The following is a 13,827-nucleotide window of genomic DNA, read 5'->3' as shown; positions in this document are numbered from 1 at the left end:
CGGGGTATTCATGTCGTCACGTTTCGCCGGCACGGACAACTACGTCGCCACTGAAGATCTGATGATGGCCGTCAACGCGGCCGTCGTGCTGGGCCGTCCGCTGCTGGTCAAGGGCGAGCCGGGCACCGGCAAGACGCAGCTCGCCGAAGAAGTGGCGCGCTCGCTGAATCGCCCGCTGTATCGCTGGCATATCAAGTCGACGACCAAGGCCCAGCAGGGCTTGTATGAATACGACGCCGTGTCCCGCCTGCGCGACTCGCAGCTCGGCGAGGCCAAGGTGCACGACATCGGCAACTACATCGTCAAAGGACGCTTGTGGGAAGCGTTCGAAAGCGACGTGCAGCCGGTGCTGCTGGTCGATGAGATCGACAAGGCCGACATCGAATTCCCGAACGATCTGTTGCACGAGCTGGATCGTATGGAATTCTACGTGTACGAGACGCGCCAATGGATCAAGGCGCACCATCGTCCCATCATCATCATCACCAGCAACAACGAGAAGGAGCTGCCGGATGCGTTCCTGCGCCGGTGTTTCTTCCATTACATCCGTTTCCCCGATGCAACGACCATGGAGCGCATCGTCGGCGTGCACTATCCGACGTTGAAGAAGGAGTTGCTGTCGGAGGCGTTGACCGCGTTCTTCAAAGTGCGCGAGATGCCCGGGCTGAAGAAGAAGCCCTCCACGTCGGAGCTGCTGGACTGGATCAAGCTACTGGTCGCCGAAGACATTCCGCCGGAGGCTTTGCGCAGCGAAGATCCGAAGAAATCCATTCCGCCGCTGCACGGCGCGCTGCTGAAGAACGAGCAGGACGTGCACTTGTTCGAGCAGCTGGTGTTCTTGAACCGTCGCGGCGGGCGCTGAGCGGCGATCATGCTGGTGCCATTCTTCTTCAAGCTGCGCGAGGGCGGGGTGCCGGTGTCCATCACCGAGTTCCTGTCGCTGCTGCAGGCCTTGCAGGCCCGCGTCGCGAGCGCCAGCGCGGAGGATTTTTATTATCTGTCGCGCGCCTGCCTGGTGAAGGACGAGCGTCACTTCGACCGTTTCGATCGCGCCTTCGCCGCGCACTTCAAGGGCGCCGAAGAACTGTTCGAAGCCATGATGAAGGCCATTCCCGAGGAATGGCTCAAGCGCATGGGCGAGCGCACGCTCAGCGATGAAGAGAAGGCGCAGATCAAAGCGCTCGGCGGCTGGGACAAACTGATCGAAACCTTGAAGCAGCGTCTCGCCGAACAGAAAGAGCGTCACCAGGGCGGCAACAAGTGGATCGGCACCGGCGGCACGTCGCCGTTCGGTGCGTACGGTTACAACCCGGAAGGCATTCGCATCGGCCAGGACGAGTCCCGCAACAAGAGCGCGGTGAAGGTGTGGGATCAGCGCGAGTTCAAGAATCTCGACGACACGGTCGAGATCGGCACGCGCAACATCAAGATCGCCCTACGCAAGCTGCGCAAGTTCGCCCGCGAAGGCGCGGCCGAGCTCTTGGATTTGGATGACACCATCGACGCGACTGCTCGCAATGCCGGCCTGCTCGATCTGAAGTTCGTGCCCGAGCGGCACAACGCCATCAAGGTCTTGTTGTTCCTCGATGTGGGCGGCTCGATGGATTATCACGTCCGCGTCTGCGAGGAGCTGTTCTCGGCGGCCCGCTCGGAGTTCAAGCACCTGGAATATTTCTACTTCCATAATTTTGTGTACGAGCACGTCTGGAAGGACAACCGCCGCCGCCACGCGGAGAAGATTCCGACGATGGAAGTGATGCGCACTTACGGCCACGACTACAAACTCATCGTGGTCGGTGATGCGACCATGAGCCCGTACGAAATCGTGCAGCCCGGCGGCAGCATCGAGCATTGGAACGAAGAGGCGGGATCGGTGTGGATGCAGCGCCTCGCGAAAACCTGGCCGCACCATGTTTGGTTGAACCCGGAGCCGGAGCAGCGCTGGGATTACACGCCGTCCGTGCAGGTCACTCGGGAACTGATCGAGAACAGGATGTTTCCATTGACGCTGGGCGGACTGGAGCAGGCGATCAAGGCGCTGCACTGAACCCCGGAATCGGAATCGGAGCCGGAATCGGAGGCGTCGGTGGCTAGGCAGCGCCCTGACGCCGCCCGATATCACAGCGGAGTTCGCCTGCGCTCAGATCATTGCCTTTTAGGCCGTCCGCAGGACAAAAAATAAAAAACACTTTCCCCCTCTCCCAACGGGAGAGGGGGCCAGGGGGTGAGGGTCTTCTTTAGCGGAAATCAAAAACCCGCTCAGCTCTTTGCCTGCAGATCCTTGATGTCCTTCAACACGATCTGCGAATGACCCTTCGGATCGACATCCGCGTAGTGCCGCACGATCTTGCCTTGCGGGTCGATCAGAAACGTATCTCGCTTGGCCAGCTCGAACGCGCCGAGGAAGCGCTTCAGCACGCCGTATTCCTTCGCAACGACTTTCTTGTCGTCGGCGAGGATGGGAAATGGCAGGCCGTGCTTCTCGGAAAATTCCTTGTGAGATTCGACGTCATCGACGCTCACGCCGAGAATGACCGCGTTGGCGTCGCGGAATGCAAACACGTTGTCGCGGAACTCGCACGCCTGGGTGGTGCAGCCGGGCGTTTTATCCTTGGGATAGAAATACAGCGCTACCCACTTGCCGCGATAGTCCTTCAGCTCATGCCATTTGCCGGCTTGGTCCTGCAGCTTGAATTCGGGCGCCGCGCTGCCCACGGCCGGGCCTTCGGCGGCGGCTTCGGCGATGTTGGCGGCGAGCCAGGTAAAGGTGACAGCCAGCGCCCAGGAGCGCATCCAGGCTTGCATGTTCAGGCGGGAGAGACGCAGATGCATAGGCAAATCCTCGAAGCTTACGGTCCGGCCGCGAGGTGCTGGACCCGGTGAGGCGGTCCGCGACGCCGTATAACACGCGTGTCACGGGGCGTTCCGAGGCACTGTGCCATACTAATCGCTCAGCGGCGAGCGCCCGGATCAATTCAACAGCGTCGGGAATTTCGCCAACGATAACGGCACGGATTCAACATATGAGCGAGCGCACTCCGACATCTGCGCCTTCGGTTGGACCACCCAAGGTGGGATTGGTGCTGCCGGGCGGCGGCGCGCGGGCGGCCTATCAAGTGGGCGTCCTGCGGGCGATTTCGGATCTATTGCCGGCGCGGGCCATCAACCCTTTTCCGGTGGTGTCCGGAACCTCGGCGGGGGCAGTGAATGCCACCGCCATCGCGGTCCACGCCGATCGTTTCCGCGTCGCGGTTGGAAATCTCGAGCGCGTCTGGCGCAATTTTCAGGTCGGGCAGGTGTTTCGCGCCGATACCGCCAGCATGCTGCGCGCCAGTCTGCATTGGCTGTTCGCGATGCTGTCCGGCGGCTGGTTGCTGCCGCCGCCGAAATCGTTGTTCGATAACTCGCCGCTGCGCGAGCTGCTCAAGCAACAGTTCGACTTCAGCCGCATCAGCCGCTCCATCGCCGACGGTCATCTCGACGCCATCGCCATGTCGACCGCCGGCTACGGCAGCACACGCTCCGTCTCCTTCTTTGAAGCCAAACCAGGCTGCGCGCCGTGGAAGCGCACGCGCCGTGCGGGCGAGCCGACGGAGCTCTCGGTCGAGCATTTGATGGCGAGCGTCGCCGTGCCGTTCTTGTTTCCGCCGGTATTGCTCGGCGACGAGTACTACGGCGACGGCGCGATGCGCGAGGCGAATCCATTCAGCGCGGCCATTCATCTCGGTGCGCAGCGCTTGTTGGTCATCGGTACACGCAACGAAGTGTCGCCGACCATGGCGGTGCCGCCGCTGTGTCCCACGTTCGGCCAGATCTTCGGCTACATGCTGGATTCGCTGTTCAGCGACGGCATGTATTCGGACCTGGAGCGGCTCACGCAGCTGAATCAAATCGTCGACAAGGTGGGCCCCATCACCGTGAGCAATCCGGACGGCGCCGTTCATTTGCGACGCATCGACATGCTGGTGATTCTGCCGAGCCGCGATCTATCGGAGATCGCGCGGCATCACGTCGAATCGTTGCCGCGGACTTTGCGCGTGCTGTTGAGAACGTTGGGTGCGATGAATACCGGCGGCGGCCAGCTGATGAGCTACCTGCTGTTCCAGGACACATACACGCGCGAGTTGATTGCGCTCGGCTACCAGGATGCGATGAAGCGGGCCGACGACCTGATGTCGTTCCTCGCGGGCTATTCAGTTGCGTCGACGGGGGCTACCGCCATCCTGCGGCGGCTGGACTCACGTAAGGAACAACGTGCCGAGGCCCAGAAGTGAGGCGAAGCCCACGGTATCTGTGACCGTGGTGAGCACCACGCCCCCGGCCAGGGCAGGATCGATTCCCAAACGTTTCAAAATCAGCGGCACCCCGACGCCGGCCAGCGCCGCGGCGACCAGATTGATCATCAGCGCGGCGAAGATGATGGCGCCGAGCGTCCAGGTCTCGAACCAGATGCCGGCGGCGATTCCCACCATGCTGGCGACCGCGATGCCATTGAGCAGGCCCACCGAGATTTCTCGAATCAACAGCCAGCGCGCGTTGGCCTGTTCGACCTGACCGAGCGCGATACCGCGGATGATCAGCACCAGCGTCTGGCTGCCCGCGATGCCGCCCATGCTGGCGACGATGGGCATCAGCACCGCGAGCGCCACGACCTTTTCGATAGTGGCTTCGAACAGGCCGACGACGTTCGCGGCCAGGAACGCGGTCGCGAGGTTGACGCTCAGCCAGATGGCGCGACGGCGCGCGCTGGTGAGGACGCCGGCGAACATATCCTCGTCCTCGCCGAGACCGGCCATGCTCATGACCGAGTGATCGGCTTCCTCGCGGATCACGTCGACGACGTCATCGATGGTGATACGGCCGAGCAATCTGCCGTCGCTGGTGACCACCGCGGCGGAGACCAGGTCGCGGTCTTCGAATAGCTTCGCGACCTCGCGCGCCGGCGTTTCGGGCGGGATGCCCTCGACGCCCGAGTCCATCACTTCGCCCACGGTCTTTTCGGGGTCTTCGGTGAGCAAGCGCGTTATGTCGAGAGCGCCGCGGTACTTGTCGTTGCGATTGACGACGAACAGCTGGTCGGTGCGCGCCGGCAATTCGCCGCGCATGCGCAGGTAGCGCAACACCACTTCGAGCGTCACGTCGGCGCGCACGGTGACCGCGTCGAGATTCATCAGACCGCCGGCGCTGTCCTGCTCGAACTGCAAGATCGCCGATAGCCGCTCGCGGTCCTGCGCGTCCATGGAATGGAGCACGCGCTCGTTGAGCGTCTCGGGCAGGTCGCCGATCAAGTCGGCGAGGTCGTCGACTTCCATGCCCTCGGTGGCCGCGATCAGCTCCTCGGCATCCATGCCGCCGATCAGCTCGGCGCGCACTTCCTCGTTGAGCTCGATCAGCACGTCGCCTTCGACTTCCGGATCGACGAATTCCCAAACGATCTCGCGACGGGCCGGCGGCAGCGATTCGATCAGCGACGCGATTTCCGCCGGGTGCAGGCTGTTGATGAGCCGATGCCCATGGCGCAGCGAACCCTGCTCGAGCGCGCTACGTAGCGCGGCGAGTCGGCTCTGCTTTTGTTCCTGGGCTTCGGTCATGGCGCGCGCAGTGTAACGGCGAGCGGCGCGCACGCGAAGTTGTTATTAGCTGGCGCGGTGGGTGGCGGCGACCTGATGGCGCGCGTGGACCTGCGGGAATTTTGCCGAGAAATGTCGCGCCAGTCGCTCCACGAGATACACGGAGCGATGCTGGCCGCCGGTGCAGCCGATGGCGATGGTCAGATAGCTGCGATTGGTGCGTACCAGCTCGGGAATCCAGTGCTCCAGGAAGCCGACGATATCGTCGAACATCTTGGTCACCTGCGGATGCCGTTCGAGATATTCCACCACGGCGGGATCGCGGCCGGTGAACCGCGCGAGCCCGGGCTCCCAATAGGGATTCGGCAGGCTGCGCACATCGAACACGAAGTCCGCATCGCCCGGCACGCCGTGACGGAATGCGAACGATTCGAACAGGATCGACATGCGTCCTTCGACGCGCGCGCCGACCCGGTCGCGGATCAATTCGCGCAGCTCGTGCACGCTGGTGCGCGTGGTATCGATGATCAGATCGGCCGCATCCGCGATCGGCTCGAGCAGGGACTGCTCCTGGCTGATGGCCTCGGCCAGGCCCAGACCGTCGCGGCTCAACGGGTGGCGTCGCCGGGTCTCGCTATAGCGTTTCAGCAGGACTTCCTGGTCGGCGCGCAGGAACAGCACTTCACAGGCGACCCCGCTGCGCTTCAGGTCGGCGACCAGCTTCGGCACCGAGGCGATTTCCGCGGGCCGGTTGCGCGCATCGACGCCCACCGCCGTGTACCCATACGTCGACTCGCGCGAGCGGACGGTATGGGAAATGAACATCGGCAACAGACCCGCGGGAATGTTGTCCACGCAGTAATAGTCGAGATCTTCGAGCATGTGCAGCGCCACGCTCTTGCCGGATCCGGACAGGCCACTGACGATGACGAGACGCATGGGTACGAACAGAAAACGCGCTGGTAGGGGCTGCAGCTGCAAAGACTACAGCGAGCGGCGCGCGGGCGGCAACGAGTCGGGCGTGTATCGCAACGGGGCACGCTCCATGTGCCCGATCGCCGACGGATTTGTGAACCGTTCGGTGGTTTTCCGGCAGCGGTGACCGACTAGGAAGGCCGGACTTTCTGGACTTCCAGCGCGTGGTGATCGGCCAGCTTCTCTTTGTGCTTCTTCACGCGGCGGTCGAGCTTGTCGGCCAGCGCGTCGATGGCGGCGTACATGTCCATGTCGACGGCGTCGGCGTACACCATGGCCCGGTTCAGCAGGACCTTGGCTTCGGCTTTGTGGCGCAGTTTTTCCACGGTAAGGATGCAGTGAACGTCAATGATGTGGTCGGAGTGCCTGACGATGCGGTCCAGCTTCTTTTCGACGTAGCCCTTCATGGAAGTGGTGACATCGACGTGGTGACCAGTGACGTTCAGTTGCATGGAAGCCTCCTATCAGAGGTGGACGGGAACTGCTGGCTATCTCACCGAAACTCGCTTGCGTTCGCTGGACGGAGGTATACCTAGCGCTTCGCGGTATTTCGCGACGGTACGCCGTGCGACCAGCACGCCCTCGCGCGACAGGATCTCTGCGATACGGCTGTCGGAAAGCGGCTTGTCTGGCTCCTCCGCGGCCACCAGCTTGCGGATCTTGGCGCGGATGGCGGTGGAGGACATCTCCGTGCCATCGCTGGCGGCGACATGGCTGGAAAAGAAGTAACGAAACTCGAACACGCCACGATGCGTGTGCATGTACTTGTTAGTCGTCACGCGGGAGATGGTCGACTCGTGCATCTGCACGGCTTCGGCCACGTCCTTGAGAATCATCGGCTGCATGTATTCGTCGCCGTTCTCCAGGAACGCGGACTGACGCTGCACGATGCAGCGGGCCACCTTCAACAGCGTCTCGTTGCGGATCTCCAGGCTGCGGATCAGCCAGCGCGCTTCCTGCAGTTGAGTCCTGAGCATGGCGTGATCGGCGGAACGGCCGATGAGGCCCGCGTAACTTTGATTCACGCGAATGCGCGGGAGGCTGGCGGGATTGATGTCGACCGCCCAGCCTCGCTCGGTCCGGCGCACGAACACATCGGGCACGATGTACTCGGCGGGCACGGAGTGCACGCTCGAGCCAGGGCGCGGCTGACACGCGCGGACCAGCACCAGCGCGTTTTCCAATTCCTCTTCGGTGACGCGCAGCTGTCGGCGTAACAGTGCGTACTGCTGCTCGGCGACTTGATCGAGATAACCGGCGGCGATCGCCAGCGCGGTGTCGCGGCCCGGCGTATCTGGGTCCAGCTGACGAAGCTGCAGCTCGATGCACTCGCTGACCGAGCGCGCGCCGACGCCCGCAGGATCCATCGCTTGCACATGCGTGAGCACGCGCTCGACTTCCGCAGTGGCGACGACCAGCTCAGGCTGTAAATTGCGCGCGATCTCGTCGAGCGGCTCGATGACGTAGCCGTCGTCGTTGATCGCATCGATGATGGCCGCGCCGATGCGCATCTCGCGCTCGTTGAGGCGCGACATCTCGAGCTGCCAGGTCAGATGTTCCTGCAGGGTCTCGCCGCGGGCGTCGGAAAAATCCTGCGAATGATCGTCATCGCCCGACCAGGGCGTGTCGGATTGACCCGTGACCGGCGTGTCGCTCCAGTCCTGATCCTCGACAATGTCGAGCGGCTGCTCGGCCTCGGCGGACTCGGCCCGCTCGTTATCGGTGTGCTCGGTATGTTCGCTGTGCTCGTTGCTGGCGCTGGCCTCGGCGCTGGGCGCGGGCGATTCGTAGGTCGACTCGTATTGCGGCTCGAGCGCGGACTCGCCGGTTTCCAGGCTGCCGGATTCGTCCTCGGCTTCCAGCATGACGTTGCTTTCCAACGCCTCGCGGATCTGCGCCTGGAGCTCCAGCACGGGCAGCTGCAAAAGGCGGATGGCCTGTTGCAGCTGGGGAGTCATGGTCAGCTGCTGGCCGAGTCGGAGCTGCAGGGCGGGCTTGAGCATTCGTCTCGCTTGTGGTCGTCAACGGGCCGGCGGGCGGGCGCTCCTGCAAGCAGGATGCCTAAAGCCGGAAATCCTGACCCAAGTACACCTCACGGACCTGCTGATTTGCAAGGATCTCTTCCGCAGTCCCCTCGGCGATCACGCTGCCTCCGCTGACAATGTAGGCACGGCCGCAAATTCCTAAGGTTTCCCGCACGTTATGATCGGTAATCAAGACACCGATGTTGCGTGCGCTGAGGTGCCGGATGATGCGCTGGATGTCCAGCACCGAGATCGGATCGACGCCCGCGAACGGCTCGTCCAGCAGCATGAACTCGGGCTCCGCGGCTAGCGCACGTGCGATCTCCACGCGCCGGCGCTCACCGCCCGACAGGCTCTGGCCGACGCTGTTGCGGATGTGGCCGATATGCAGCTCGTCGAGCAGCGACTCGAGCATCTCGTCGCGCTTGTCGCGGCTCAGCTCGGGGCGCACTTCGAGAATCGCGCGGATGTTGTCCTCGACCGAGAGCTTGCGGAACACCGACGCTTCCTGCGGGAGGTACCCCACGCCGAGACGCGCGCGCCGATGCACCGGCAACTTGGAGATGTCCTGCTCGTCGATGAGGATGCGGCCCGCGTCCGTGGGGACCAGGCCGACGATCATGTAGAACGCGGTGGTCTTGCCCGCGCCGTTCGGGCCGAGCAGACCGACGACTTCACCGCTCGATACTTCCAGTGACAGGCTTTTGACGACCTGCCGCGAGCGATACTTTTTGGCGAGACCCTCGACGCGCAGCCGGGTCATGCGCCGCCGCCGGGGTTGTTTTGGGTGGCGAACTTCGGCTCGAGACGCTCTTGCTCAAGCGCATCGCCGTTCTCATTGAAGGTCGGTTCGACAATGGCCGCGGCGCCCGGGTTGCTGCCGGTGGTCTGCGACTTGTCCTGATTCGGGCGGATGATGCCGCGCACCCGGTTCGAGGAGCCGCCCGGATTGATCTGCACGCGCTCGTCGCGAACGTTATAGATCACCACGTCACCCCGGAACTCGTCCTTGCCGTTGCTGAACCACACCTGGTTGGTGAGTTTCACGATGCCGGTGTTGATATCGTATTCGATCACGCCCGCCCGGCCGCGCACCTGACGGTTGTTCGTGGCCCCGATCTGCTCGAAGCGCGCCGGCGTGCCTTCGATGCGCACATCGGACAGCTCGCCGTTGTTGAACGCGGCGGTGGCGAGATTGGATTGCAGGTCCGCCTCGGCACTACGGATGCGCACGGCCTGCTCGAAGGTCCATCGGCTGTTGGGGGCGCGGAAGTCGCGCGCCTTTGCCGTCTGCGATTCGATGGACATGGGCCCCTGTGCCGCGCGCACATTGCCGGAAAGATCGACTGTATCGTTACGAAAGTCGGTGCTGACCACATCGGCGCTAAAGGTGAAGTCGCCGCCCAGCTCAGGCAGCTTCGCGGCGCCGCTGACCACGGTTGCAGTTAGCAACAACGCGGCTCCGAGCGCGCTGGTTGCGCGCTTACCGCTGAGGTTGCGGGTCGAATCTTCCATTCACTGTCTCCAGCCGCAGTTTCTCGCTGGTCAAATCGGCGCGCAGGCTCTTCACGGTCATCGTGTGCTGGCCGAAGCGCATTTGCACCGGCGAGCGGGTGCTATATGCAATGTTCTTTTCGGTATCGATCGCCAACTCGTTGGTGCGCAGGTACGCGTTCGCATTGCCTTCCAGCGAGCGCAGCTCCACGTCGCCCTCCAATTGCACGACCCGCGAGTTCGGCGGCACCAGACCGCTATTGGCGGTCAGCGCCCATTGCCAGTCTTCCTTGCCGAAATAATTTACGCGCACCGACTCCATCGTAATCGCTTCGCCGCGCGCCGGGCGGCTCAAGCGCTGATCGATGCGCCGGGCGATCAGCTCGATCCCGGGCGAGCCGTCTTCGCGCGTGCGCAGGATCACCGCGTCCTTCAAGTAATAACCCGGCTGCTCCGGCAGCTCGTGGTTCGCCGTGGGCACATCGCCATTGTCCACGAACGCGCCGTAGCCGATCACGATGGCGGCGAGCGCGGCGGCCAATGACACCCAGCGCCAGTTCATCCGTGCACCTGCCGGTTGACGCCGATCTGCCGGGTTTCCAGCAATAGATCGCACACCTCACGCACCGCGCCCTGGCCACCGGGAGCCTGAGTAATGAAATGCGCGCGCGACTTCACGCTCGAATGCGCGTCCGCGACGGCGACCGCCAGCCGCGACGCTTCGAACAGCGACAGATCCGGCGTGTCGTCGCCGACGCTCGCCACGGCTTGTGGTGTGAGGTTCAGCATCTCCAGCAACTCGCGCAGCGCTGCGAGCTTGTCGTGCACGCCCTGACGGATCCAGGTCACGCCGAGCTCGCTCATGCGCTTGTCCACCGCCTTCGACTGGCGTCCCGAAATCACCGCGACCTGCAGCCCGGCATTGAGCACTTGCTTGATGCCCGCGCCATCGCGCACATGAAAACACTTCATGGTCTCGCCGCGGGCCGTGAAATACAGCCGTCCGTCGGTGAGCACTCCATCCACGTCCAGCACCAACAGACGCACGTCGTTGGCGCGTTCCACCAGGGTGTCCATGGATTACATCACCCCGGCGCGGAACAGATCATGAACGTTCAACGCGCCGACCAGCACATTGCCTGCGTCGGTGACCAGCAATTGGGTGATGCGATGTTTTTCCATGAGGTGCACGGCTTCCGCGGCCAGGACTTTCGGTGGGATCGTCTTGGGGTTCGCGGTCATCACATCACGCATGCGCACGGCGTTGATATCGATCGGATGGTCCAGCGCGCGGCGCAGGTCGCCATCGGTATAGATGCCCAGCACGCGCCTTTGGCCGTCAACCACCGCGGTCATGCCGAGGCCCTTGCGGCTGATTTCCAGTAACCCCTCCTTGAGCGAGGTATCCGGACTCACCGCGGGCAGCTGATCTCCCGTACGCATGACGTCTTCGACATGCAAAAGCAACCTTCGTCCGAGACTCCCGCCCGGATGCGAGCGCGCGAAATCCTGCTCGCTGAAGCCGCGCGCTTCCAGCACCGCGACCGCCAGGGCGTCGCCCATCGCGAGCGTCGCAGTGGTGCTCGCGGTCGGCGCGAGATTGTGAGGACAGGCTTCCTCGGGAACGCTGACATCGAGCACGGCCGCGGCTGCCTTGGCGAGCGTCGATTGAGCTTTGCCGGTCATGGCGATCAACGGCACGCCCAGTCGCTTGATGCCCGGGAGAATGGTGAGCAACTCCGCCGTCTCGCCCGAATTGGAGATGGCGACGACCACGTCATCGTGCGTGATCATGCCCATGTCGCCATGACTGGCCTCGGCCGGATGCAGGAAAAATGAGGGCGTGCCGGTGCTCGCCAGGGTGGCGGCAATCTTGTTGCCGATGTGGCCGGATTTGCCCATGCCGGTGACGACGACCCGGCCGCGGCAGTCATGCAGCAGCTGGCAGGCCGCGACGAAATCGCCATCCAGGCGGGCTTCCAGCGCTTGCACCGCAGCGACTTCCGTAGCCAGCACGCGGCGGCCGCGCGAGAGCAACTGTTCGGAATCGAGCTGTGTGGACGTCGGTAAAGATCGCATCCGTGAATAGTATCACCCGGCGATACTGCCCTGATCGCGCCGCGCGGCCATTTCCTGTCACGACTACATGTCGCCGGCAGCCGTAAATCCACGCGGCGGACGGGGGCGCGGATCGGATAAGATGGCCGCCCTTTGAAAATTTCAGGTGCCCAGCATCGATGAATGCCGCCGAAGTCCAAGCGCTGATCCAGACCGGACTGCCGGGCGCGCAGGTGCGCGTCGCATCCGATGACGACACTCACTTCGAAGCGGTGATCGTGGCCCCGCAGTTCGAGGGCCGTCGCATGATCCAGCGTCATCAGCTGGTGTACGCGACGCTCGGACAGCTGATGGGCCGTGAGATCCACGCGCTCAGCATCCAGGCATTCGCGCCCTCCGAACAGATTAATCAGCAACAAAAGTAATTCCATGGACAAGCTGCTGATTCAGGGCGGCACGCCGCTCGAAGGTGAGGTGCGCATCTCCGGCGCGAAGAACGCCGCGCTGCCCATTCTGGCCGCGACGCTGCTGGCGGAAGGGCCGGTATCGGTAGGCAATGTGCCGCATCTGCAGGACGTCACGACCATGATCGAGCTGCTCGGTCGCATGGGCGTGAGCGTGACCATCGACGATCGCATGCGGGTCGAGGTCGATGCGTCCACGGCCAATGCATTCGTCGCTCCCTATGAGCTGGTGCGCACGATGCGCGCCTCGATCGTCGTGCTCGGTCCGCTGCTGGCCCGCTTCGGCCAGGCGGATGTGTCGTTACCCGGCGGCTGCGCCATCGGCGCACGGCCGGTGAACATTCACGTCGATGGTCTGCGCGCGATGGGCGCGGACATTCAAATCGAAAATGGTTATATCCGCGCCAAGGCCAATCGCCTCAGAGGCGCGCGCATCGTGTGCGAGACCGTGACGGTCACGGGCACGGAAAACCTGCTGATGGCCGCGACGTTGGCGGAAGGGCAGACCGTCATCGAGAACGCCGCGCGCGAGCCTGAAGTGGTCGATCTCGCAAACTTCCTAAGTGCGATGGGCGCGAAGATCAGCGGGGCGGGTACGGATGTAATTACCGTACAAGGTGTCGAGCGATTGACGGGCGCGAGTTACGACGTGCTGCCGGATCGCATCGAGACGGGCACCTATCTGGTCGCCGGCGCCATCACCGGTGGGCACGTAAAGATCAAAGGCACGCGACCGGATCATCTCGACGCGGTGCTGCTGAAGCTTCGTGAAGCGGGTGCGCAGATCGAGATCGGCGATACCTGGATCGACCTGGACATGCGCGGTCAGCGGCCGAAGTCCGTCGATCTTCGTACCGCGCCCTATCCCGCGTTCCCGACGGATATGCAGGCGCAGTTCGCGGCGTTGAATACGGTCGGGGAAGGTGTGGCGGCGGTGACGGAGACGATCTTCGAGAACCGCTTCATGCACATGTTGGAGATGCGGCGCCTCGGCGCTGACATTCGCATCGAAGGCAACACTGCGATCATTCGCGGCGTGCCGCGCCTCACGGCGGCGCCCGTCATGGCTACGGATTTGCGCGCGTCGGCGAGCTTGGTGCTGGCGGCACTGGTCGCGCAGGGCTCGACGGAAATTCACCGCATCTATCACATCGACCGCGGTTACGAGCGCATCGAAGAAAAGCTCGAGCAGATCGGCGCGCAGATCAAGCGCGTCGCTTAACGTAGCAGCAGTTTTCTTTT

Annotated in this window: 15 protein-coding genes; 5 read left to right on the top strand and 10 right to left on the bottom strand. The window is 63.3% G+C overall.

What is annotated here, in order from left to right; genetic code table 11:
* The first annotated feature begins 10 nt into the window (after window positions 1-10).
* Window positions 11-862, top strand: a complete 852-nt coding sequence (locus GYH35_RS32010; protein ID WP_161830494.1) for an AAA family ATPase — start codon at window positions 11-13, stop codon at window positions 860-862.
* 9 nt (window positions 863-871) lie between these two features.
* Window positions 872-2,047, top strand: a complete 1,176-nt coding sequence (locus tag GYH35_RS32005) for a vWA domain-containing protein (protein WP_161830493.1) — start codon at window positions 872-874, stop codon at window positions 2,045-2,047.
* Window positions 2,048-2,259: 212 nt separating this feature from the next.
* Here the strand turns inward: GYH35_RS32005 and GYH35_RS32000 are convergent, their stop codons facing one another.
* Complete coding sequence (locus tag GYH35_RS32000; RefSeq protein ID WP_202624921.1) at window positions 2,260-2,832, bottom strand: peroxiredoxin; 573 nt, start codon at window positions 2,830-2,832, stop codon at window positions 2,260-2,262.
* Between the two features lie 191 nt (window positions 2,833-3,023).
* On the opposite strand from GYH35_RS32000, the gene GYH35_RS31995 reads away from it, so the two are divergent.
* The gene (locus tag GYH35_RS31995) at window positions 3,024-4,274 is read left to right on the top strand and encodes a patatin-like phospholipase family protein (protein ID WP_161815602.1); all 1,251 of its coding nucleotides are present in this window, start codon (window positions 3,024-3,026) and stop codon (window positions 4,272-4,274) included.
* Here GYH35_RS31995 and mgtE read toward each other — a convergent pair.
* The 9 genes from mgtE to GYH35_RS31950 form a co-directional block, all read right to left on the bottom strand.
* A complete protein-coding gene (gene mgtE / locus GYH35_RS31990) occupies window positions 4,239-5,591 on the bottom strand; it encodes a magnesium transporter (RefSeq protein ID WP_161815601.1) in 1,353 nt (450 codons plus the stop codon). The genes GYH35_RS31995 and mgtE overlap by 36 nt on opposite strands.
* A gap of 45 nt (window positions 5,592-5,636) precedes the next feature.
* Window positions 5,637-6,509 carry an RNase adapter RapZ gene (gene rapZ / locus GYH35_RS31985; protein ID WP_161815600.1) on the bottom strand — a complete coding sequence of 291 codons (873 nt, stop codon included), beginning with the start codon at window positions 6,507-6,509 and terminating at the stop codon, window positions 5,637-5,639.
* A 167-nt stretch (window positions 6,510-6,676) separates the two neighbouring features.
* Window positions 6,677-6,997, bottom strand: a complete 321-nt coding sequence (hpf, locus tag GYH35_RS31980) for a ribosome hibernation-promoting factor, HPF/YfiA family (protein ID WP_161830492.1) — start codon at window positions 6,995-6,997, stop codon at window positions 6,677-6,679.
* A gap of 36 nt (window positions 6,998-7,033) precedes the next feature.
* On the bottom strand, window positions 7,034-8,548 hold the full coding sequence (locus GYH35_RS31975; protein WP_161815599.1) for an RNA polymerase factor sigma-54: 1,515 nt from the start codon (window positions 8,546-8,548) through the stop codon (window positions 7,034-7,036).
* 58 nt (window positions 8,549-8,606) lie between these two features.
* Window positions 8,607-9,332 carry an LPS export ABC transporter ATP-binding protein gene (lptB, locus tag GYH35_RS31970; RefSeq protein ID WP_161815598.1) on the bottom strand — a complete coding sequence of 242 codons (726 nt, stop codon included), beginning with the start codon at window positions 9,330-9,332 and terminating at the stop codon, window positions 8,607-8,609.
* Window positions 9,329-10,084 carry an LptA/OstA family protein gene (locus GYH35_RS31965; protein ID WP_161815597.1) on the bottom strand — a complete coding sequence of 252 codons (756 nt, stop codon included), beginning with the start codon at window positions 10,082-10,084 and terminating at the stop codon, window positions 9,329-9,331. Before GYH35_RS31965 ends, lptB begins: the two co-directional genes overlap by 4 nt.
* On the bottom strand, window positions 10,053-10,625 hold the full coding sequence (lptC, locus tag GYH35_RS31960; RefSeq protein WP_161815596.1) for an LPS export ABC transporter periplasmic protein LptC: 573 nt from the start codon (window positions 10,623-10,625) through the stop codon (window positions 10,053-10,055). Before lptC ends, GYH35_RS31965 begins: the two co-directional genes overlap by 32 nt.
* Entirely contained in the window at window positions 10,622-11,140 is a 519-nt protein-coding gene (locus GYH35_RS31955; RefSeq protein WP_161815595.1) for a KdsC family phosphatase, read from the bottom strand. Before GYH35_RS31955 ends, lptC begins: the two co-directional genes overlap by 4 nt.
* Before the next feature lie 3 nt (window positions 11,141-11,143).
* Complete coding sequence (locus GYH35_RS31950; protein WP_161815594.1) at window positions 11,144-12,142, bottom strand: KpsF/GutQ family sugar-phosphate isomerase; 999 nt, start codon at window positions 12,140-12,142, stop codon at window positions 11,144-11,146.
* A gap of 158 nt (window positions 12,143-12,300) precedes the next feature.
* On the opposite strand from GYH35_RS31950, the gene GYH35_RS31945 reads away from it, so the two are divergent.
* Window positions 12,301-12,546, top strand: coding sequence for a BolA family protein (locus GYH35_RS31945; protein ID WP_161815593.1), 246 nt, complete (start codon window positions 12,301-12,303; stop codon window positions 12,544-12,546).
* 4 nt (window positions 12,547-12,550) lie between these two features.
* A complete protein-coding gene (gene murA, locus GYH35_RS31940) occupies window positions 12,551-13,807 on the top strand; it encodes a UDP-N-acetylglucosamine 1-carboxyvinyltransferase (RefSeq protein ID WP_161815592.1) in 1,257 nt (418 codons plus the stop codon).
* The last annotated feature ends 20 nt before the right edge of the window (window positions 13,808-13,827 follow it).

The organism is Steroidobacter agaridevorans (assembly GCF_009932555.1).
Classification (GTDB): Bacteria; Pseudomonadota; Gammaproteobacteria; order Steroidobacterales; family Steroidobacteraceae; genus Steroidobacter; species Steroidobacter agaridevorans.
The sequence above is the reverse complement of the archived record's forward strand: the minus strand, read 5'-3'. Positions and strand labels throughout refer to the sequence as shown.